At 71.4% G+C, this 19,386-nt stretch carries 18 protein-coding genes; 9 read left to right on the plus strand and 9 right to left on the minus strand.

Going from position 1 to position 19,386, the window contains the following annotated elements:
• Position 1: 1 nt before the first annotated feature.
• Together ABUE11_RS10525 and ABUE11_RS10530 are read right to left on the minus strand one after the other, a co-directional pair.
• Positions 2 to 1,894: a ferrous iron transporter B gene (locus ABUE11_RS10525; protein WP_367065276.1), complete on the minus strand. Its 1,893-nt coding sequence runs from the start codon at positions 1,892 to 1,894 to the stop codon at positions 2 to 4.
• An 11-nt stretch (positions 1,895 to 1,905) separates the two neighbouring features.
• On the minus strand, positions 1,906 to 2,211 hold the full coding sequence (locus tag ABUE11_RS10530) for a FeoA family protein (protein ID WP_367065277.1): 306 nt from the start codon (positions 2,209 to 2,211) through the stop codon (positions 1,906 to 1,908).
• Positions 2,212 to 2,329: 118 nt separating this feature from the next.
• Between ABUE11_RS10530 and ABUE11_RS10535 the strand changes: the two genes are divergently transcribed.
• The 3 genes from ABUE11_RS10535 to ABUE11_RS10545 are packed head-to-tail and all read left to right on the plus strand — an operon-like array spanning position 2,330 to position 4,372.
• Positions 2,330 to 2,653, plus strand: coding sequence for a YkgJ family cysteine cluster protein (locus tag ABUE11_RS10535; protein ID WP_367065278.1), 324 nt, complete (start codon positions 2,330 to 2,332; stop codon positions 2,651 to 2,653).
• Positions 2,650 to 3,306 carry an arylformamidase gene (gene kynB, locus ABUE11_RS10540; RefSeq protein ID WP_367065279.1) on the plus strand — a complete coding sequence of 219 codons (657 nt, stop codon included), beginning with the start codon at positions 2,650 to 2,652 and terminating at the stop codon, positions 3,304 to 3,306. The genes ABUE11_RS10535 and kynB overlap by 4 nt, the downstream gene beginning before the upstream one ends.
• 40 nt (positions 3,307 to 3,346) lie before the next feature.
• Entirely contained in the window at positions 3,347 to 4,372 is a 1,026-nt protein-coding gene (locus ABUE11_RS10545) for an AraC family transcriptional regulator (protein WP_367065280.1), read from the plus strand.
• Positions 4,373 to 4,453: 81 nt separating this feature from the next.
• Here ABUE11_RS10545 and ABUE11_RS10550 read toward each other — a convergent pair whose 3' ends face one another.
• Positions 4,454 to 5,857, minus strand: coding sequence for an aspartate ammonia-lyase (locus tag ABUE11_RS10550; protein WP_367065281.1), 1,404 nt, complete (start codon positions 5,855 to 5,857; stop codon positions 4,454 to 4,456).
• 190 nt (positions 5,858 to 6,047) lie between these two features.
• On the opposite strand from ABUE11_RS10550, the gene ABUE11_RS10555 reads away from it, so the two are divergent.
• Complete coding sequence (locus ABUE11_RS10555) at positions 6,048 to 6,935, plus strand: peptidoglycan DD-metalloendopeptidase family protein (RefSeq protein ID WP_367068800.1); 888 nt, start codon at positions 6,048 to 6,050, stop codon at positions 6,933 to 6,935.
• The gene (locus ABUE11_RS10560) at positions 6,932 to 7,510 is read left to right on the plus strand and encodes a pseudouridine synthase (RefSeq protein ID WP_367065282.1); all 579 of its coding nucleotides are present in this window, start codon (positions 6,932 to 6,934) and stop codon (positions 7,508 to 7,510) included. Before ABUE11_RS10555 ends, ABUE11_RS10560 begins: the two co-directional genes overlap by 4 nt.
• Before the next feature lie 40 nt (positions 7,511 to 7,550).
• Here ABUE11_RS10560 and rarD read toward each other — a convergent pair whose 3' ends face one another.
• The gene (rarD, locus tag ABUE11_RS10565; RefSeq protein WP_367065283.1) at positions 7,551 to 8,432 is read right to left on the minus strand and encodes an EamA family transporter RarD; all 882 of its coding nucleotides are present in this window, start codon (positions 8,430 to 8,432) and stop codon (positions 7,551 to 7,553) included.
• Between the two features lie 257 nt (positions 8,433 to 8,689).
• Between rarD and ABUE11_RS10570 the strand changes: the two genes are divergently transcribed.
• Positions 8,690 to 9,139: a thermonuclease family protein gene (locus tag ABUE11_RS10570; RefSeq protein WP_367065284.1), complete on the plus strand. Its 450-nt coding sequence runs from the start codon at positions 8,690 to 8,692 to the stop codon at positions 9,137 to 9,139.
• Between the two features lie 349 nt (positions 9,140 to 9,488).
• Here the strand turns inward: ABUE11_RS10570 and ABUE11_RS10575 are convergent, their stop codons facing one another.
• Positions 9,489 to 10,415: a DHHA1 domain-containing protein gene (locus ABUE11_RS10575; RefSeq protein WP_367065285.1), complete on the minus strand. Its 927-nt coding sequence runs from the start codon at positions 10,413 to 10,415 to the stop codon at positions 9,489 to 9,491.
• A gap of 95 nt (positions 10,416 to 10,510) precedes the next feature.
• Here ABUE11_RS10575 and ABUE11_RS10580 point away from each other — a divergent pair, with 95 nt between their 5' ends.
• Both ABUE11_RS10580 and ABUE11_RS10585 read left to right on the plus strand, forming a co-directional pair.
• A complete protein-coding gene (locus tag ABUE11_RS10580) occupies positions 10,511 to 11,215 on the plus strand; it encodes a pseudouridine synthase (protein WP_367068801.1) in 705 nt (234 codons plus the stop codon).
• A gap of 52 nt (positions 11,216 to 11,267) precedes the next feature.
• Entirely contained in the window at positions 11,268 to 13,148 is a 1,881-nt protein-coding gene (locus tag ABUE11_RS10585) for a hypothetical protein (protein ID WP_367065286.1), read from the plus strand.
• Positions 13,149 to 13,385: 237 nt separating this feature from the next.
• Here ABUE11_RS10585 and ylqF read toward each other — a convergent pair whose 3' ends face one another.
• Complete coding sequence (gene ylqF, locus ABUE11_RS10590; protein ID WP_367065287.1) at positions 13,386 to 14,345, minus strand: ribosome biogenesis GTPase YlqF; 960 nt, start codon at positions 14,343 to 14,345, stop codon at positions 13,386 to 13,388.
• 54 nt (positions 14,346 to 14,399) lie between these two features.
• On the opposite strand from ylqF, the gene ABUE11_RS10595 reads away from it, so the two are divergent.
• On the plus strand, positions 14,400 to 14,627 hold the full coding sequence (locus ABUE11_RS10595) for a hypothetical protein (RefSeq protein ID WP_367065288.1): 228 nt from the start codon (positions 14,400 to 14,402) through the stop codon (positions 14,625 to 14,627).
• Here ABUE11_RS10595 and ABUE11_RS10600 read toward each other — a convergent pair.
• The 3 genes from ABUE11_RS10600 to ABUE11_RS10610 form a co-directional block, all read right to left on the minus strand.
• Positions 14,596 to 16,794, minus strand: a complete 2,199-nt coding sequence (locus tag ABUE11_RS10600) for an FUSC family membrane protein (RefSeq protein ID WP_367065289.1) — start codon at positions 16,792 to 16,794, stop codon at positions 14,596 to 14,598. The genes ABUE11_RS10595 and ABUE11_RS10600 overlap by 32 nt on opposite strands.
• Positions 16,795 to 16,824: 30 nt before the next feature.
• Positions 16,825 to 18,354, minus strand: coding sequence for a glutamate--cysteine ligase (gene gshA, locus ABUE11_RS10605; RefSeq protein ID WP_367065290.1), 1,530 nt, complete (start codon positions 18,352 to 18,354; stop codon positions 16,825 to 16,827).
• A 105-nt stretch (positions 18,355 to 18,459) separates the two neighbouring features.
• Entirely contained in the window at positions 18,460 to 19,374 is a 915-nt protein-coding gene (locus ABUE11_RS10610) for an SDR family NAD(P)-dependent oxidoreductase (protein ID WP_367065291.1), read from the minus strand.
• Between the last annotated feature and the right edge of the window lie 12 nt (positions 19,375 to 19,386).

Here is a 19,386-nt window from a genome sequence, read left to right on the forward strand (position 1 = left end):
GTCAGCCTCCCTGCAATGCGAGCGCAATGCGGTAGGTGATGAAGCTTGCGCCGTAGGCCAGCGCGAACAGATAGGCCGTCATCACCAGCGGCCAGCGCCAGCCGTTGGTCTCGCGCCGCACGGCGGCAATGGTCGAGATGCATTGCGGCGCAAAGATGAACCACACCAGCAGCGACAGCGCCGTGGCCAGCGACCATTGCGCGGCCAGCATGGGCGCGAGCTGCGCGGCCGTGTCGTCGGCCGAGGCGGCGATGGCGTATACCGTGCCCAGCGCGCTCACCGCCACCTCGCGCGCGGCCATGCCGGGCACCAGGGCGATGCTGATCTGCCAGTTGAAGCCGATCGGCGCAAAAATGATCTCCAGCAGCGCGCCCAGGCGGCCGGCAAAGCTGTACTGGATGGCCGCGCCCGTGGCGCCCTCGGGCGGCGCCGGGTAAGTGGAGAGGAACCACAGCAGCACCGTGACAGCCAGGATGATGCCGCCCACGCGGCGCATGAAGATGCCCGCGCGCTCCCACAGGCCCAGGGCCAGGTTGCGCGGGCTGGGCCAGCGGTAGGCCGGCAGCTCCATGAGCAGCGGCGCCGCGCCTGCGCCCCGGCGCGCCAGCCGCGCCACGGCGGCCACGGCCATCGCGCTCACGATGCCGCCCAGGTAGAGCGCGAACAGCACCAGGCCCTGCAGGTTGAACAGGCCGGCCACGGTGCGCTCGGGGATGAAGGCCGCGATCAGCAGCGCATACACGGGCAGGCGCGCCGAGCAGGTCATGAGCGGCGCGATCAGGATGGTGACGAGGCGGTCGCGCCAGTCGGGAATGGAGCGCGTGGCCATGATGCCCGGCACGGCGCAGGCAAAGCTCGACAAGAGCGGGATGAAGGAGCGCCCCGACAGGCCCACCGTGCCCATCACGCGGTCGAGCAGAAAGGCCGCGCGCGGCAGATAGCCCGATTCCTCGAGCGCCAGGATGAAGAAGAACAGGATCAGGATCTGCGGCAAAAACACCACCACCCCGCCGACGCCGGCGATCACGCCATCGGCCAGCAGGCTGCGCAGCGGCCCCTCGGCCATGTGGGCATTGAGCCATTCGGCGGCCAGCGCCGTCGCACTCTCGATCCAGCCCATGGGCAGCTCGGCCCAGCTGAACACCGCCTGGAACATCAGAAACAACGTCACGGCCAGCAGCAGCGTGCCCCACAGCGGGTGCAGCACCACGGCGTCGATGCGGTCGTCGCGCTGCAGGCGCACGGCCGGCTCGCGCACGGCCAGGCCGATGATGCGGCGCACCTCCTGGTGCAGGCGCTGCACGCGCTGGGGCTGGTCGTCCTCCAGCGCGTTCACGGCGGGCATGTGGGCAGGGATGGGGGCGGTGGCTGGTGCGGCGGCGGGCCTGGCCTCGTCGAGCCAGCGCAGCAGCTCGTCGGCGCCGTCGGCGCGCACGCCCACGGTGGCCACCACGGGCATGCCGAGCTCGCGTGCCAGCAGCTCACGGTCTATCTCTATGCCCTGGCGCCGCGCCATGTCGCTCATGTTCAGCACCAGCACCATGGGCAGGCCCAGATCACGCGCCTCCAGCACCAGGCGCAGGTTCAGGCGCAGATGCGTGGCGTCGGTCACGCAGACCAGCAGCTCGGGCCGGGCCTCGCCGGGACGCCGGCCCGTGACCACGTCGCGCGTGACGGCCTCGTCCAGGCTCTGCGCATGCAGGCTGTAGGCGCCGGGCAGGTCCAGCACACGCACGCGCCGCCCGCCGGGCGTGGTCAGCACGCCCTCCTTGCGCTCGACGGTCACGCCCGCATAGTTGGCCACCTTCTGGCGCGCGCCCGTGAGCACGTTGAACAGCGCCGTCTTGCCGCAGTTCGGGTTGCCCAGCAGGGCGATATGGGTGAACGCGGCCATTGCCTGCCCCGTCATGCCGCGCCCCCTGCCCCATTCACATGCACCAGTATCTGGGCCGCCTCATGGCGGCGCAGCGCAAACGTGGCCTGGCCCACGCGCACGGCCAGCGGGTCGGCGGCCGGAAAGCCCCTGGCAATCACGCTGACCGGCTCGCCGGGCAGAAAACCGATCTCCATCAGGCGCAGGGTCATGGCATGTGCGCGCCCATCCCCGTCGGGCGCCTGGCGCAGCCCGGCCACGGTGGCCGCAACGCCGCGCGGCAAGGTATCCAGCCCCTGGGGCTGACCATGGGCTGTGCCATTGCCTGTCTGTTGCATCTCTTGAAACGTCCGAATAAAAGTGATTCTCATTTTATGGCAACCATGCCATTGCCGTTCTGATACACCGCAAGACACGCCGCGCTGCACAATCCCGTTCTTTGACCTGTCAGCCCCCATGAGTGCACATCCCTGCCTGAGCTGCGGCGCCTGCTGCGCGAGCTTCCGCGTCGACTTCTCGGTGCATGAGACCGAGGATCTCGGTGGCCCCGTGCCCCAGGGGCTGGTGGTGGAGGTGACCGAGCACATCGCACGCATGCGCGGCACGGACCACGCACGCCCGCGCTGCGCGGCGCTGACCGGCCAGGTGGGCCAGAGGGCGGCCTGCGGCATCTACGAGTGGCGCCCCTCGCCCTGCCGTGAGTTCGAGGCCGGCAGCGACGCCTGCAACCGCGTGCGCCTGCGCCACCAACTGCCGCCGCTGGAGGGGCTCGTCGCATGAATGCCGGTCGCCACACGGCTCTGTGGGACATCTCCGCGCCCGTGCATGAGGGCTGCCCCGTGTTTCCCGGCGACGCGCCCTATGAGCAGCAATGGAGCGCCACCCTGGGCCCGGACAGCGCGGTGAACGTCAGCCGCCTCACGCTGTCGCCGCATGTGGGCACGCATGCCGACGCGCCGCTGCACTACGACAACGCCGGCGCGGCCGTGGGCGAGCTGCCGCTCGATGCCTTCATCGGCCCCTGCCGCGTGGTCCACGCCATGGGCTGCGGGCCGTTCGTGCGCTGGCAGCACATCGCCCACGCGATCGGCGCCGACCTGCCGCCGCGCCTGCTGCTGCGCACCTATGCGCGCATGCCCGTGGACCGCTGGGACGGCGCCCTGACCGCCATCGCGCCCGAGACCCTGGAGCGCCTGGCCGACGCCGGCGTGGTCCTGGTCGGCATAGATACGGCCAGCGTGGATCCGGCCGACAGCCACGATCTGCCCAGCCACCAGGTGCTGCGCCGCCGCGGCCTGCGCGTGCTCGAGAACCTGGTGCTCGACACCGTGCCCGAGGGCGACTACGAACTCATCGCCCTGCCGCTCAGACTCACCACGGCCGACGCCTCGCCCGTGCGCGCGGTGCTGCGTGCGCTCGCGCAGACGCCGTGACAAGAAGCAAGGCGTCCGCCGCTGCGCGCAAGGGAATGCCATGACCGTCGCCACCACGCTCGACCCGCTGTCCGACGTACTGCGCAGCGTGCGGCTGCGCGGCGCGGTGTTCTTCCATGCGAGCTGCCGCGCCCTGTGGGCCGTGTGGGCGCCGCCGGCGAAGACGGCAGCACCCGCCCTCGAATTCAACGCCGAGCATCTGATGTGCTACCACCTGTTCGTCAAAGGCAGCGCCTGGATCGCGGTGGATGGCGAGTCGCCACTGCAGGTGCACGAGGGCGACGTGGTCATGCTGCCGCACGGCGACGAGCACATGATCTCCAGCGCACCGGGCGTGACGGAAGCGCCCGACGGCCGCTGGGTGCTGGACAAGATGACGCCGGGCAAGCCGCTGTCCCTGACCTTCTGCGGCGGCCTGCTGGAGATGGGCCAGATGCCGCGCGACGAGGCCAGCACCATCATGGTGTGCGGCTTCATCGCCTGCGACCTGCGCCCCTTCAACCCCCTCGTCAGCGCCCTGCCCAGGCTGCTGCACCTGCCCGCCGCTGGCCTGGGCGCGTGGGTCGGGCCGGTGCTGGAGCAGGCGGTCGCCGAGTCCGGCGCGCAGCGTGCCGGCAGCGCCGCACTGCTGCAGCGCCTGAGTGAAATGGTGTTCGTCGATGGCGCGCGGCGCTACGTCGATGCGCTGCCGCCGGAATCCAAGGGGTGGCTGGGCGCGCTGCGCGACCGTCACGTGGGCCGTGCCATCGGGCTGCTGCACAGCGACCCCGCGCAGGCGTGGACGCTGGAGGAGCTGGGCCAGCGCGTGGGCCTGTCCCGCTCGGCGCTGCACGAGCGCTTTGTCGCCCTGACCGGACTGGCGCCCATGCAATACCTCGCCAACTGGCGCATGCAATGCGGCGCGCGCATGCTGCGCGAAACGCCCACCAGCGTGGCCACCATTGCCCTCGACGTGGGCTACGACTCGGAGGCCGCGTTCTCCCGCGCCTTCAAGCGCGCCACGGGCCTGCCGCCGGGCGCCTGGCGGCGTGCGCAGGCAGGTGTGCGTACCAGGGAGGCTTCATGACCGCCGCCACCACGCTCGATGCGCCGTCCGACATGCTGCGCGGCGTGCGGCTGTGTGGCGCGGTCCCAGCCCCACCGTCCGTCAGTCGTTGGACTTGATGGCGCCAGCGTGGGTCAGCCGCTCGGCCACCAGCAGCTTTTGCATCTCGGCCTGGCTCATGATGCCCAGGTCCTCGGCCACCTGGGCGATGGGCTTGCCCGTGGCGATGGCGGCCTTGGCGATGGCCGCGGCCTTTTCGTAGCCGATCAGCGGGTTGAGCGCCGTCACCAGCGTCACGGACTCGGCAATGCGCTCGTCGAGCAGGTCCTCGTTGGCGACGATGCCCTCCACGCAGTTGACCTGCAGCGTGTGGCAGGCGCGGCCCAGGTGGTGCAGGCTCTTGTGCAGCGCCCAGGCGACGAGCGGTTCGAAGGCGTTGAGCTGCAGCTGGCCGGCCTCGCAGGCCATGGTGATCGCGGCGTCGTTGCCAATCACCTCGAAGCACACCTGGTTCATCACCTCGGGGATCACCGGGTTGACCTTGCCCGGCATGATGGACGAGCCCGCCTGGCGCGCGGGCAGCTTGATGTCGGCCACGCCGGCCTGCGGGCCCGAGGACAGCAGGCGCAGGTCGTTGCTGATCTTGGACAGCTTGGCCGCGATGCGCTTGAGCACGCCCGAGATGTCGACGAAGGCGCCGGTGTCGGAGGTCGCGGCGATCAGGTTGCTCGCGGCCCTGACGGGCACGCCCGAGAGCTCGGCCAGCCGGGGCGTGACAACGTCCACATAGCCCACGGGCGCGTTGATGCCCGTGCCGATGGCCGTGCCGCCCATGTTGACCTCGCACATCAGGGAGGCGGACTCGCGCAGACGGCGCTCGTCGTCGGCGACCATGGCGGCGAAGGCCTCGAACTCCTGGCCCAGCGTCATGGGCACGGCGTCCTGCAGCTGGGTGCGGCCTATCTTCAGGATGGTGGCGAACTCGCGCGCCTTGGTCTCGAAGGCGCCGCGCAGCGCCGCCAGTGCCGTGAGCAGCTCCTGGATGCCGAACCAGGTGGCCATCTTGACGGCCGTGGGATAGGTGTCGTTGGTGCTCTGCGATGCGTTGACGTGGTCGTTCGGGTGGATCACGTCGTAGCGGCCCTTGGGCAATCCCAGGTGCTCCAGGGCACGGTTGGCGATCACCTCATTGGCATTCATGTTCGTGGAGGTGCCGGCGCCGCCCTGGATCACGTCCACGACGAACTGGTCGTGCAACTGGCCGGCGATCAGGTCGTCGCAGGCCTTGGCAATGGCGTCGGCTTGGGTGGTGTTGATCACGCCCAGCTGCAGATTGGCGTGGGCGGCGGCCTTCTTGACGAAGGCAAAGGCCCGGATCAACGCGGGCATCTGGGCCACGCTGTGGCCGGTGATGGGAAAGTTCTCGACGGCGCGGGCCGTGTGCACGCCCCAGTAGGCGTCCGGAGGAATGGTCTTGATACCAATGAAGTCATGTTCTTGACGCATGGTGAATCTGCTTTCAGACAAAAAGGTTGAACCAGCGGGGCGCTGCGCGCCCCACACGTGACAATGCCCCGGGCACCTGGCACCCGGGGCATTGGCCCGGATTATCGGCCAGGCATCGCCGCGCAGGGCCGCCGAAACCTCATGCACCACCACGGTGATTGCGGGTACTACACTGCGCGCCGTGAATTCCATGCCCGACCGCCCCTCCCTCCCCCTTCCACCCCCTGGCGCCCGGCGCCGCAGCCTGCTGCAGGCCCTGGGCCTGGCGCTGCTGCCCACGCAGGCCCTGCCGGCGCACGCCCACCCCGCCTCCAATGACGCCTGGCCCCGCGCGCTGCATGTGCCCGGCGGCGTGGCCCTGCTGGACCTGGGCCCCGCGCCCGAGCGCCCCGTGGTGCGCGCGGGCGATGTCCCGGTGCTGGTGCTGGGCGACGCCCTGGCCTGGACGGCCATCGTCGGCATCCCGCTGTCGGCCCGCGTCGGCCAGGCCCATGTGACGCTGCAGGCGACGGCCGGCGCGCCCGCGCGTCGCATCACCTACCGCGTGGCGGCCAAGCAGTACCGAGAGCAGCGCCTGAGCGTGGCGCCGCGCACCGTGGATCTGGCGCCCGAGGACCTCGCGCGCCACGAGCGCGAGCGCGCGCACCAGCAGCAGGTCATGGCCACCTTCTCCACGCCGCTGCCCGAGCGGCTCACGATGATCCAGCCCGTGCCCGGCCGGCGCTCAAGCAGCTTCGGCCTGCGCCGCGTGTTCAACGGCCAGGCGCGCAATCCGCACAGCGGCATGGACATCGCTGCCGCCACGGGCACGCCCATCGTCGCGCCGCTGGCGGGCCGGGTGATCGACGTGGGCGACTATTTCTTCAACGGCGGCACGGTCTGGCTCGACCATGGCGGCGGCCTGCTCAGCATGTACTGCCACCTGAGCGGCGTGGACTGCCGGCCGGGCGACAGCCTGCAGACCGGAGACGCCTTCTGCCGCGTGGGCGCCACGGGGCGCGTGACCGGGCCGCACCTGCACTGGGGCGTCATGCTCAACCGCACCATGGTCGACCCGGCCCTGTTCCTGCCCGCATGACGGCGCGCCTGATCCGCTTCAACAAGCCCTACGGCGTGCTCAGCCAGTTCACGCCCGAGGGGCGCTGGCGCGGCCTCAAGGACTTCATCGCCCTGCCCGGCGTCTACGTGGCCGGGCGCCTGGACGCCGACAGCGAGGGCCTGCTGCTGCTGACCGACGACGGCGCGCTGCAGGCGCGCATCAGCGACCCGCGCCACAAGATGGAGAAGACCTACTGGGTGCAGGTCGAGGGCATTCCCGACGACGCCGCGCTCGCCGCCCTGCGCGCCGGCGTGCGCCTGAACGACGGCCCCACCCTGCCCGCGCGCGTGCGCCGGCTCGACCCGGCACCCGCCCTGTGGCCGCGCGACCCGCCGATACGCGTGCGCCAGAGCATCCCGGACAGTTGGATAGAGCTCGTCATCCGCGAGGGCCGCAACCGGCAGGTGCGCCGCATGACCGCCGCCGTCGGCCACCCCACGCTGCGCCTGGTGCGCGCGGCCATAGGGCCGTACACACTCGATGGCCTGGCGCCGGGGCATTGGGACGAGGTGAAACCGGTGGTCGCGCCCCGCACACACTACCAAAAACGATAGCTGACAGCGCTCGCCCCACAAGCGCCAAAGCCGTTTTCTCTCATTTTTCTGGCGCAGAACGCAGGCGCAGCGCACCGTCGAGCACCAGCACCGCCACGGCGGCGAAGATGGGCCCGTAGCTCGGCCATTGCTCGGGGCCAATGGTCTCGCCCAGCAGCAGCGCCACCAGCGCCAGCAGCACCGGCTCCACATAGCTCAACAGGCCGAACAGCCCCAGCGGCAGCAGGCGGCTGGCAGCCATGTACAGCGCCAGCGCCACGGCGCTGACCACGCCCAGCACCGGCACCATGGCCCAGAGGTGGCCATGGCCCGCCACCAATTCGACGGACGAGGGCGCGCGCTGCACAAACCACAGCGCCGCGGGCACGAGCAGCAGCATGTCCAGCCAATGGCCGCCCAGGTGGTCGGTGGACAGCTGCCGGCGCAGCACGAAGTACACCGTGTAGCCCAGCGCCACGAGCCAGGTCTCCCACGACATGCCGCCCGCGCGCAGCACCTCGTGCGCCACGCCCAGGGCCGCGAGCAGCGTGGCCAGCCACTGCAGGCGCGAGAGCTGCTCGCGGTAGATCAGCTTGCCGGCCAGCACCATCACCAGCGGCAGCAGAAAGTAGCCCAGCGACACCGGCAGCGCCCGCCCATGCAGCGGCGCCCAGAGAAACAGCCACAGCTGCACACCCAGCAGCGCCGCGCTCGCCAGCAGGGCCAGCGCCAGAGCAGGCCGGCGCCGCACGCGCAGGGCCAGCAGGCGCACGCGCGGCCATTGCCCGCGCCAGAGCAGCAGCACCGTGGTGAACGGCAGCGTGGCCAGCACGCGCCAGCCAAAGATCTGCTCGCCATCAAGGGGCGCGAGCAGCGGCGCCAGGTAGTACATGGCGCCAAACAGAACGGACGCCACGATGGACGCGGCCAGGCCTTTGATCACGGCAGACGGGGCAAAGAAGCAAAGCCCGTGATTGTCGGCGATCGCGCCGCAAGTTATGCCCACCGGCTGTGGGCCGACCTGTGGACAAGCACCGGGACAAACCCGCGCAGGCCGCGCCCGTATTGGCTTGCGGCGCATTGCCCAAATTTCGGGCAGGCACGCAGCTCCGCTGCGGAGCCCATTGGCGCGGGTATAGTGCCGCCCCTTTGGCCTGTCTCTTTGGCCTGTCTCTTTGGCCTGTCTCTTTGGCCCTGTCCATGCCCGCATCCGCCGCCGCCCTGCTCTGCCTCGTCGTCGCCATCCATGATGGCGACACCCTCACCGCGCGCTGCGGCGGCCCCGGCGCCTGGCGGCGCGAGCGCGTGCGCATCTCCGCCATCGACGCGCCCGAGAGCCGCCAGGCCTTTGGCCAGCGTGCAAGACAGGGTCTGGCCCAGCTGTGCTTTCGCCAGCAGGCGCGCCTGTACCGCCTGGGCCACGACCACTATGGCCGCACCCTGGCCCAGGTGCACTGCCAGGGCCGCGACGTGGCCGCGGCCCAGGTGGGCGCGGGCCTGGCCTGGGTCTATGCGCCGCAGGCCGCGCAGCACCCCGACCTCGTGGCGCTCGAGCGCCAGGCGCGCCGGCGGCGCACGGGCCTGTGGTCACAAAAGCGGCCGCTCGCGCCCTGGGACTATCGGCGCCAGTACAAGCGCACTAGCAATTAAATAGCTATCAGCGCTTGCCGTACAAGCCTTGGAGGCCTATTCATTGCCAAAACGGCACAAGCAGCAGAACCTGTCGATCTGCCTGGCTCGGCTTGCAAAAAGACCCGGCATCCCCGCGCAAGCGGGGATCCACCGAAGTGCCCTGCGCCGTGGTGTTTGACCCGTCATCCCCGCGCAAGCGGGGATCCACAGAAGCCATGAAGCAACGGCGCGGGCGGCACCGGGATCCCCGCTTTCGCGGGGATGACTGCGCCGTGGTCTACGCAGAAAACGGCTTGGCACCGGGATCCCCGCGCTCGCGGAAATGACGGCGGCTTTCTCGCCAACACCCACCGCTCATTGACCGGATTCAGGCATCGAACCGCCCGCTGAGCAGCTCGCCCAGGCGCTCGGGCGGCAGGCGAAAGCCGCAGGCCTGGGCATGGCCGCCGCCGCCCATGCTCACGGCCAGGGGCGAGCAGTCGTAGCCGCGCTGCGAGCGCAGGCCCACCTTGACCTGCCCGTCCTTGCCCACGGCCCACATCAGCGCAAAGCTGCCGCTCTGGCGCGACAGCATCTCGCCCACCAGGCTGTGAAAGGCCCCCGGGGCGTTGACCATCAGCCCCTGCTGACCGTTGAAGACGAGGGGCCGCGCGCCGCCGGCCACGTCCTGCGCCAGGTGGCGGAACTTCTCGTCCATGGCCTGGCCGCGCGCGACGAAGGCCGCGGTCTCGCCGGGCGCAAAATCCGCTATCTGCTGCCAGCGCGCAAAATCGAACGGCTCCATGTCCAGCGCCGCGACAAAGCCCGCCGTCTCGGGGTATTGCCAGGCCCAGAGGTCACGGTCCTCGACAAAGCGCACCAGGTCGGGCAGCGGCGCATCGGGGTGGAAGAACTCCCAGGCCAGGCGCGCGCCGGACTTGGCCATGTCGAAGTGCAGCGCGCCGCAGCGGCATGCAAAGCCCGCAAGCTCCTCGGCCGCGCTCTTGTGGTGGTCGAGCAGCACGAGTTTTGCGGCGCGCGCGTCGATCTCGGCCAGCAGCGCGGGCGCAAAGGCGAAGTCCAGCACATAGACGGCGCGGCCATCGAGCGGCGGCAGGTCGGCCAGCGAGCTCACCTGGCCATGCGACAGGCCCAGGCATTCGACCTGCCCGCCATAGAAGCGCCAGGCCGCGAGCGCGGCGCAGAAGCCGTCGGCGCAGCGGCCGTGGTAGAGCACCAGGGGTTGGGGGTCGTCGTTGTGGGGCGCGGCCACCAGGGGCAGCGGCAAAATCGTGGAACGTGAACTCATCATCATGGCGGCGCATTGTGCCCGCCGCCCTGCCCCCATCCGCCGTGCACCCACCCTCACCACCCCACCCACCGCTGCACTTGCTGTGGCAGGACGCGCACATGGTGGCCCTGTACAAGCCCGCGGGCTGGCTGGTGCACCGCACCGGGCTCGACGGCGGCGAGACGCGCTTCGTCCTGCAGGCCCTGCGCGACCAGATCGGCCAGCATGTCTACCCCGTGCACCGGCTCGACAAGGGCACCTGCGGCGTGCTCGTCATGGCCCTGCACCCGGCCGCGGCGCGCGCGCTGGCCGATGCCTTTGCGCGCCACGCGGTCAGAAAGCAGTACCTGGCCCTGGTGCGCGGCTGGGCGCCGGCCAGCGCCGATGTCGACCACCCGCTGCGCCCCGATGACGCCCCGCCCGACGCCCCGGTGCAGAGCGCGCACACCCATGTGCGCTGCCTGGCGCGGCTCGACTACCCCGAGGCCATCGACGCGCGCCACGCCAGCACCCGCGCCAGCCTGGTGCTGGCCGAGCCCACGACCGGCCGGCGCCACCAGATCCGCAGGCACCTCAAGCACATCGCCCACCCCATCCTCGGCGACGCCACACATGGCAAGGGCCCGCTCAACCGCTGGTGGGCCGCGCGCCTGGGCCTGCAGCGGCTGTGGCTGCATGCCTGGCGCCTGGAGCTGCCCCACCCGCAGGATGGGCGATTGCTGACCATAGACAGCGGCCTGCCCTGGCCCCTCGCACAGGGGCCGGGCGACGCACCCTGGCAGGACTGGCAGCGCCTGGCCAGCCTGCCCTGGCTCTGCCCCTGACGGCACCGCCCCGCCCCGCACTGCCCTGTCCCGACCCCGAGCCCCAAGCGCCATGCCCACCCGAGCCCGCACAGCCGCCCCCATTCCACCCGACGCCGAGGACACCGACCTGCCGCGCGACGACAGCCTCTGCCCCGGCGAGGCCCTGCATGCCGACCACCTGCGCCGGCTGCTGCGCGTGGCCCTGCCCGACGCCGGCCAGCACAAGGCCGCGGGCTGGTTCGGGCAGACGGACTTTCTGTTCACGCGCCGCCATGTGGACGAGGACCAGGACGCCTACCACGACGCCCTGTTCATCACCATCTGGAAGCGCTGGGACTTCTGGCTCGGCCTGCCCGACGCAGGCGCCGCGCGCGCCAACCTGCTGAGCCAGGCCTGGGCCCGGCTGCGCCAGCCGGTGCAGCCTGCAGTCGTCGACGGCCTGCAGCGCCAGTACCGCCGCTACGACGCCAGCGGCCGGCCCGGCCCCTGGCAGCCGCTCGCGCAGGACGCCGCCTGCGCCGACGCCCTGCAGGCCTGCACCCAGGCCTGGCGCGGCGTCATCGACTACTGGCGCCTGGCCGAGGGCCAGCGCCGCGCGGGCCGGCCGCTGCGCGCGCGCCTGCACGCCGCGCTCACCCCCGAGCGCGTGCGGGCCCTCACGCTGCTGCCCGTGTTCACGCTGCGCTACAACGACTGGTACGACCCCGAGCGCAATGGCTGGTGGCAGGGCGAGGTCTGGGTGGGCGCGCGCCAGCCCGGCCAGCAAGGTGCCCGCCAATGGGGCCGCGCGCTCAAGCTGTGCTGGCGCAACGGCAACGAGCAGCCTGGGGACGAAGACGACGACGCCCACGCCTGCTACCAGATCGACATGCTGGACGACGACGCCCAGCCCCCGGGCACGGCCCACCCACCGGGCCTGCTGCTCAGCTGCGGCCAGCGCCAGAGCGACACGCGCCGCCCGCTGGGCAACGACGCCGTGCAGCACATGGCGCGGCTGCTGCGCCTGTTCACCGACATCGAGCGCCAGCTCCACACCGAGCACGAGCGCGAGCAGCGGGCGCCGCAGTCCTGCGAGCCCAATCCCGCCGCACGCGCCCCGGCCCTGCCATGCCCGTCGCCCTCGGCCCCTGATGCCCCGGATGCGCCGGACGCCACCGTCCTGGGCCCGGCCGTCATGGCCCTGTCCGACGAATGGCAGGCCATGGGCCGCAGCCACGCGGCCTTGGTGCGCGCGCAATGGGCGGACCGGCCCGCTGCCGGCGATGCGGCCACTTCGGCACCGGGCGCAGACGCTCCCCCGCCCCTGGCCGACCCGCGCGTCGCCCTGGCCCCGACCGTGCTGCAACTGGCCCGCACCGTGCACGCGCGCGCTGACGCCGACCTGTGGGCGCGCTTTCACCGCCGCTTCGGCTTTGCCCCCGGCGCCCATGAGCGCCATGCGGCCGGCCATGGCCGGGCCGTGGAGCGGCTGCTGTGGCGCGCAGACGGCACGCTGCTGGCCCGCGTGGCGGCGCATGCGGGCGCGGCCGAACCCGCATCGCCAGCCGCATCCGCATCTGCATCCGAATCCGAATCCGCATCCACATGGTGGCAGGTCGGCGCCGATGGGCAGAGCCCGGCTCCCCTGCCCCGGGACCAGTGGCCGGCCACCCCGCCCACCGCAGCCGAGGCCATGGCCCATGGCGTGACGCTGCGCGGCGGCGCCGATGGCGACCTGCTGGGCCTGGCCCAGGACGGCGGCGTGCTGTGGCGCCACCGGATCGGCGGCGCCATCCGCCACATCGCCCCCGCACCGGACGGCCACGGCCTGGCCGTGGGCACGGCCGGCGGCTACCTGGTCCTGCTGCGCAGAAGCAGCGCCACCGACCCCTACCTGGTCAGCACCTCACGCTATGTCGAGGCCTGGCGCCTGATCTTCTGGGACGACGCGCCGGAGCCGCTCCTGTGGTGACGGTGGCCGCAGGCGATGCCCGTTCCTGCTTGCAGCGCACACCACCCGTGCTCAGGCGGGGCTTCATCCCGGGGCAGTCCATGAAGCGCTGATCCGTCCAGGTCATCCCCGCCTGCACGGGGATGACGGCGGGGATGCGGATGTCGCCCACGACAACGGCTGAAAAGCTACTGTTTCAATAGCTGATTGCGCTTGCTGGCAAAGCGTCAGAGCCCGTTTTGACCAATAACTCCAACCTCAAGCCTCATCACGCGGCGCATTGCGCGCGCGGCGCTCGTTGCGCTTGCGCTGCTCGGCCTTGCGCTGGGCGCGGGCCTGTTCCTGCACCTGCGCGGCGGCCAGCCAGGCCTCGTAGTCCTGCACGCTCTCGAGCGTCACGCGCCCGATGGCGGCGCTGCGCAGGTCGGTGAGCACGATCTCGGCGGCCTTTTGCAGGTTCAGGCGCCCGCCGCTCATCACGGCGCCGCGCTTGCGTGCGATCAGCGCGAGCAGCTCGTCGTCATGCACGCCGGCCAGGGCGGCCGCGTCCAGCCCCAGCCTGTAGCGCGCATCGAGCAGCGCGGCGTAGTTGTGCTTCAAGTAGGCCAGCATCTCCAGCGCCACCTCCTCCTCGTCGTAGGCGTTGCGACCCACGGCCCCGCTGGCGGCCAGGCGATAGCCGCTCTCGGGCACGATGATGCGCGGCCACAGCATGCCGGGCGTGTCCCAGAGGTAGAAGTCATCGTCGAGCACGATGCGCTGCTCCTGCTTGGTAATGCCGGCCTCGTCCCCGGTCTTGGCCTGGCGCTTGGCCGACATGGTGTTGATCAGCGTGGACTTGCCCACGTTGGGGATGCCGCAGATCAGCACCCGCATGGGCCGCGAGAGACCGCGCCGATTGGGCGCAAGCTGGCGGCAGGCGTCAATAAGCCGGCGCGCGGGCGCGGTGTCCGAGGCATCGAGCGCAATCGCGCTGGTCTCGGGCCGCGCGTTGTACCAGGCCAGCCAGGCGGTGGTGCGCGCGGGGTCGGCCAGATCCTGCTTGTTGAGCACCTTGAGCGCGGGCTTGTGCCCCGTGAGCTCGGCCAGCAGCGGGTTGGCGCTCGAGCCCGGCAGGCGCGCGTCCAGCAGCTCGATCACGACGTCGATGTCCTTGATGCGCTCGCCTATCGCCTTGCGCGTCAGGTGCATGTGACCGGGGAACCACTGAATGGCCATGGGGCTGTACTTTCACTGATCAAAACGGGGGAAGGCGCCAAGGATAATCGCCCCATGACCTCCCACGACAAGCGCACACAGGATTCCGAGCTGCTGCTCAAGGGCGCGGTCTGCGCGCTGATCGGCGCCATCATCCTGCTCGCGCCCTACCTGGCACGCTCGCCCGACGTGCGCGAGCTCATGGCCCAGGTGTATCTGGCGGGGTGGTTTGCGCTGGTGCTGGGGGGTGCGCTGCTGGTGCGCTACGGCATCAGGCGTTGGGGCGGGCGTCATCGCCCCTGAGCGGCGTCACCACCGCCATCGCCTCCTCGCGCAGCTGCCCGGCCAGTTCCTCGGCCAGGCGCAGGCGGCGCAGCAGCCAGGGGGCCAGGTCGGCCTCGACCAGCGGCGGCAGCTGGGCCGCGCCGTCCGCCTCTTCGGGCCCCGCGGCGGGTGCGGTGGCCTGGGTCTCGCCGGTCAGCAGGGCCTGCAGTTGCTGGGCCGATGCGGCGAGCGGCTCCTGCACATCCTCGCTGCGCAGGTGGCCGCGGCGCAGCAGCAGCATGGATTTGACGGCGGTGAGCTGCGCCAGCAGTTGGTAGCAATGCGCCTGCATGCGCTCGAGCGGCGCCAGCGGCGGGCGCACGGCGCGCGGCTCCTTCCAGGCGCGGGCGGTGGCCTGCACCAGGGCGCCCAGGCTGTCGTAGGCCTCGCGCCGGGCCAGGCGCCAGGCCAGTTCCGGCCGGTTGTCCACGGCCTGCAGTTGGCCCAGGGCCAGGGCCTCGCGCGCGTGGCGCGTCTGCGCGGCCAGCGTGCGCGCCACCAGGGCCGGGATCTGCTGGCGCTCCCACGAGGGCAGCACATAGGCGAAGGCCCAGGCGATGCCGGCGCCGAGCACCGTGTCGGCCATGCGCTCGAGCAGCACGAAGGCCGGGCTGCCGCCCGCGCCCAGCAGATGCGCCTGCACCAGGCCGAGCACGGTGGCGGCCACGGCGGTGATCAGGTAGCGCTGCAGCGTGAACGCGTGCGTGACGGCCTGGGCCACGGTCACGCAGACCAGCAGCGCCCAATGCGGCAGCTCGGCCGCAAGCACGGCGGATGCCAGCACACAGCCCAGCAGCGTACCGGCCACGCGCTCGTTGCGCCGCTCCAGCGTCTGCGCGAGGCTGCCGCGCAGCACGACGACGATGGTCAGCACGATCCAGTAGGCATGCTCGCGCCAAGGCAGCAGCTGCGACAGCGCGAAGCCCGCGCCTATGGCCAGCGCAGCGCGCAGCGCGTGGCGCAGTGGCGCGGCGCGCCAGCGCCACAGGCCCAGAAAGGGCTTCCAGCCCCAGCCCGTGGGGCTGACGAACATCTGCCAGTACACGCGCACCAGCGCCAGGTCGGGCGCCAGCTCGCCGCGCGCCAGGGCGATGAGCTGGCCCACCTCGTCGTGGATATGGCCGATGCGGTAGGCCATGGCGCGTGTCAGGCGCTCCGCGCTGAAGCCTGTCTGCGCCGGCGCCTGCAGCGCGCCGAGGTCGGGGCGCGGCCTGTCCTGCGGCGCGGGCTTGCGCCCGAGCAGCAGCGCGTCGGCCAACGCCTCGAGGGCGTCGGCCTGGGCCAGCAGCTCGGTGCGCAGCAGCGCCAGGGCGCCGGCCTCCTCGGGGCGGCGGCGCACCTGCTCCAGATCGAGGGCGCTGGCCAGCAGGTGGTCGCGCATCTCCAGCGCGCACAAGAGCATGCCTGCGAGCTCCTGCTGGCGCGCACTGCCGGGGGTTTCGAAGACGATGTCGCGCGCCGACTGCAGCTGGTCGGCCAGCGTGGCCTGGCGCAGCAGCAGTGATCCCATGAGCGGGTTGTCGCGCTCGCCCACGGCGACCACGGGCGTGAACTGCACGGCCTGCAGCCGCATCAGCGCCGCGAGCGAGAGCAGCACGTCGCTGATGAGCTGCACGCGGTAGCGCCCGTTGAGCAGGTGGTTGGCCAGCACGGCCCCGGGCAGGAACAGCAGCGCACCCAGCGCGAAGTGGGAAGTGGTCACCAGGGCCGCGCGCCAGCCCTCGCCCTCGGGTGGTGGGGGCACGGCCATGGAGAACACCATGGCCAGCACCGCGGCTATGGCCACGGGCGCACCGCGCTTGCCCCAGGCCATGGCCAGAAAGGCCAGAAAGGCCGCGGGCACGATGACCAGGCCCAGCAGCCAGGGCTGGTCATGCAGACGCTGCACCACGAGGAACAGCGGCATGGCCAGGAGTGGCGCGGGCAGCATGTGCAGCAGCTTGCCGCGGCGCGGCGCGGGTGTGTCCGGCGGGATGGCGGCGATGACGCCCACCGTGGCGGCGGCCGCTGCGGCGCTGCCGAGCAGCACATGCACCAGCGTGGAGATGACGAGCAGCCCCAGCGCCCCCGCGGCGCCATTGGCAACGTAGTGCGACAGCAGCACGCGGCGCGCCGTGCGCAGGCGGGATTCAAAGGTGCGGGGCATGGCGCGAATGTAGCGCGCGTCGCTGAAGGGTCAGCCGAGCTGGCGCGGGTCCATGTACTGCTGGCGCCATTCCTCGAAGGGCAGCTGGTCCTGCGCCTCTATGTCCCTCTGGTCGGCCAGCGACTGCGCGGCCAGCGCCTCGTAGCGCGCCTGCTGCGCCGCGCTCCAGGGCAGGGCCAGCAGCCGGTCGCGTGCCTGCTGCGAGCGCGCAAAGGCAAAGGCCTCGAAGCCGCAGCCGGGCTGCTCCCGCATGGCCGCGAGCACGCGCGCAGACGGCGCCAGCGTGCTGTCGGCCAGCACGGCCTGGGCGTGGCGCAGGGCCTGGCCGTAGTCGTCCGTGCCCTGGGTGCGATCCAGCGCCGCGGCGATGGGCGCGCATTCGGACAGGATCTGCCCGGCCCATTCGGTCAGCGCAACGCTCTGGCCGCCCTGCTGCAGCAGCAGGCCGGGTTCGCGCCCCCGTTCGGCCGTCTGGTGCTGGTTGTGCTTGCACTCGGCGATTTCGGCAGGCGTGTCGGGCGGGCTGTCGGTCAGCAGGCAGTGGAGCAGAAAGACGTCCAGCAGGCGCATGGTCTGCGCCGTGATGCCCACGCTCTCGAACGGGTCCAGGTCCATGAGGCGCACTTCGACATACTCCACGCCGCGCTCGCGCAGCGCGTGCAGCGGGCGCTCGCCGCGGCGCACGGTGCGCTTGGGGCGGATGGTGCCGTAGAACTCGTTCTCTATCTGCAGCAGGCTGGTGCCGAGCTGGTTGTAGTCGCCGCCGATGTTGCGTATGCCTATGGCCTCGTAGGCCGGATAGGGCTGCGTCAAGGCCTCGTGCAGCGAGTCGGCATAGCCCGACAGGCCGTTGTAGCTCACGTCGATGCTGGCCTGGGCGTCGCTCTGGTAGCCCAGGCGCCCCATGCGCAGCGAGGTGGCATGGGGCAGGTACAGCGCCTGGCCCGCGTCGCCCAGCGGCTGTAGGCTGTGCGCGCGGCCCTCGACGAAGCAGGGGCAGAGCGCGGGCGAGGCGCCAAACAGGTACAGCAGCACGAAGGCGTTGCGGCGGAAGTTGCGGATCAGCGCAAAGTATTCCTCGCTCGTCACGCCGGGCAGCGACCAGTTGTAGTGAATGCCCGAGATGGTCTGCATGCGCCGCCCGTAGCGGTGCGCCAGGCCCATGCGGTAGATGCTCTTGGCGCGGCCGATGTGCGAGTTGCCATAGCGGCCGATGGGAATGGTCTCGTCCGTGGGCAGGCCGCAGGGCATGCTCGACACCCACAGCAGCTCGCCGCCCTCCTGCTGCAGGGTGCGCAGCACGTACTGGTGGATCTCGGTGAGCTCGTCGAGGCAGGCCTCGACGCTTTGGTGCGCGCCGGTGATGAGTTCGATCTGCGATTCGCTGTAGTCGGTGGTGATGCTCGGGTGCGTGAGGGCCGAGCCCAGCGCCTGCGGATGCGGCGTGAGCGCCAGGCCCCCGGTGGGCAGGACGCGCAGACCTTCTTTTTCCATGCCGCGGCGCATGCCCGCCAGGCGGTCGGCCGGCAGGGCTGCGATTCGCTGTTGCAATGTGCTCATTGTGTGCGCTTGGCTTGTTCTGAAAGGGGCTGGAACATAGCACGCCCGGCCGCTGCCCCGCTGACGGCCGCCGCAAGCGCCGGCGCGCAGCGGGGACTCTGCGCCCTACGCCCGCACCGCGGCCGCCATGGCCAGGCCGATCTCGTTCTGGCCCTGGGCCAGGCCGCTGGCCGGCACCTGCTCGCCCGCGCGCTCGCACACCTCGGCCAGGCGCGCGGCCAGCTGCTCGGGCACATCGCCCCCCTGGCCCAGGTGGATGCCGCGGGTGAGCGTGATGTGCGCGGCCTCGAAGCTGCCCGCGCCGGCGCAGAGGATGGTGCGCGTGGGCGCGCTCTCGTGCGCCAGCACCAGCATGGCGGGCACCACGGCCTCGGGCGCGAGCCGCGCCAGCACCTCTTCGGGCATCAGCCCCTCGGTCATGCGCGTGGCGGCCGTGGGCGCGAGCGCGTTCACGTGGATGCCATGCTTGGCGCCCTCGATGGCCAGGGTCTGCATCAGCCCCACCTGGGCGAGCTTGGCCGCGCCGTAGTTGGCCTGGCCGAAGTTGCCGTACAGGCCCGTCGACGAGGTCGTCATGACGATGCGGCCGTAGTTCTGCGCCTGCATCAGCGGCCACACGGCCTTGCAGCAATGCGCCGCGCCCATCAGGTGCACCTGCACCACGAGGGCGAAGTCGGCCATGTCCATCTTGGCAAAGCTCTTGTCGCGCAGGATGCCGGCGTTGTTCACCAGAATGTCCACGCGGCCCCAGGCGTCGGCGGCCTGCTGCACCATGGCCTGCACGGCGGCGAAGTCGGTCACCGACGCGCCATTGGCCAGCGCCTGGCCGCCCGCGGCGCGGATCTCGTCCACCACGGCCTGGGCGGCGCCGACCGAGCCGCCGCTGCCGTCCACGGCCCCGCCCAGATCGTTGACCAGCACCTTGGCGCCACGCGCCGCCAGCGCCAGCGCATGCTGGCGGCCCAGGCCGCCGCCGGCGCCCGTCACGATGGCCACGCGGCCCTGGAAGTCGAGTTTCATGTTCACGGTCTC

Source organism: Oryzisolibacter sp. LB2S (assembly GCF_040732315.1).
Taxonomy (GTDB): Bacteria; Pseudomonadota; Gammaproteobacteria; order Burkholderiales; family Burkholderiaceae_C; genus Alicycliphilus; species Alicycliphilus soli.

Bases quoted from the DNA above. Each gene is read 5' to 3' on its own strand.
- ABUE11_RS10525 (WP_367065276.1), bottom strand. From the start codon at position 1,894: ATGGCCGCGTTCACCCATATCGCCCTGCTGGGCAACCCGAACTGCGGC.
- ABUE11_RS10530 (WP_367065277.1), bottom strand. From the start codon at position 2,211: ATGCAACAGACAGGCAATGGCACAGCCCATGGTCAGCCCCAGGGGCTG.
- ABUE11_RS10535 (WP_367065278.1), top strand. From the start codon at position 2,330: ATGAGTGCACATCCCTGCCTGAGCTGCGGCGCCTGCTGCGCGAGCTTC.
- kynB (WP_367065279.1), top strand. From the start codon at position 2,650: ATGAATGCCGGTCGCCACACGGCTCTGTGGGACATCTCCGCGCCCGTG.
- ABUE11_RS10545 (WP_367065280.1), top strand. From the start codon at position 3,347: ATGACCGTCGCCACCACGCTCGACCCGCTGTCCGACGTACTGCGCAGC.
- ABUE11_RS10550 (WP_367065281.1), bottom strand. From the start codon at position 5,857: ATGCGTCAAGAACATGACTTCATTGGTATCAAGACCATTCCTCCGGAC.
- ABUE11_RS10555 (WP_367068800.1), top strand. From the start codon at position 6,048: ATGCCCGACCGCCCCTCCCTCCCCCTTCCACCCCCTGGCGCCCGGCGC.
- ABUE11_RS10560 (WP_367065282.1), top strand. From the start codon at position 6,932: ATGACGGCGCGCCTGATCCGCTTCAACAAGCCCTACGGCGTGCTCAGC.
- ABUE11_RS10570 (WP_367065284.1), top strand. From the start codon at position 8,690: ATGCCCGCATCCGCCGCCGCCCTGCTCTGCCTCGTCGTCGCCATCCAT.
- ABUE11_RS10575 (WP_367065285.1), bottom strand. From the start codon at position 10,415: ATGATGATGAGTTCACGTTCCACGATTTTGCCGCTGCCCCTGGTGGCC.
- ABUE11_RS10580 (WP_367068801.1), top strand. From the start codon at position 10,511: ATGGTGGCCCTGTACAAGCCCGCGGGCTGGCTGGTGCACCGCACCGGG.
- ABUE11_RS10585 (WP_367065286.1), top strand. From the start codon at position 11,268: ATGCCCACCCGAGCCCGCACAGCCGCCCCCATTCCACCCGACGCCGAG.
- ylqF (WP_367065287.1), bottom strand. From the start codon at position 14,345: ATGGCCATTCAGTGGTTCCCCGGTCACATGCACCTGACGCGCAAGGCG.
- ABUE11_RS10595 (WP_367065288.1), top strand. From the start codon at position 14,400: ATGACCTCCCACGACAAGCGCACACAGGATTCCGAGCTGCTGCTCAAG.
- ABUE11_RS10600 (WP_367065289.1), bottom strand. From the start codon at position 16,794: ATGCCCCGCACCTTTGAATCCCGCCTGCGCACGGCGCGCCGCGTGCTG.
- gshA (WP_367065290.1), bottom strand. From the start codon at position 18,354: ATGAGCACATTGCAACAGCGAATCGCAGCCCTGCCGGCCGACCGCCTG.
- ABUE11_RS10610 (WP_367065291.1), bottom strand. From the start codon at position 19,374: ATGAAACTCGACTTCCAGGGCCGCGTGGCCATCGTGACGGGCGCCGGC.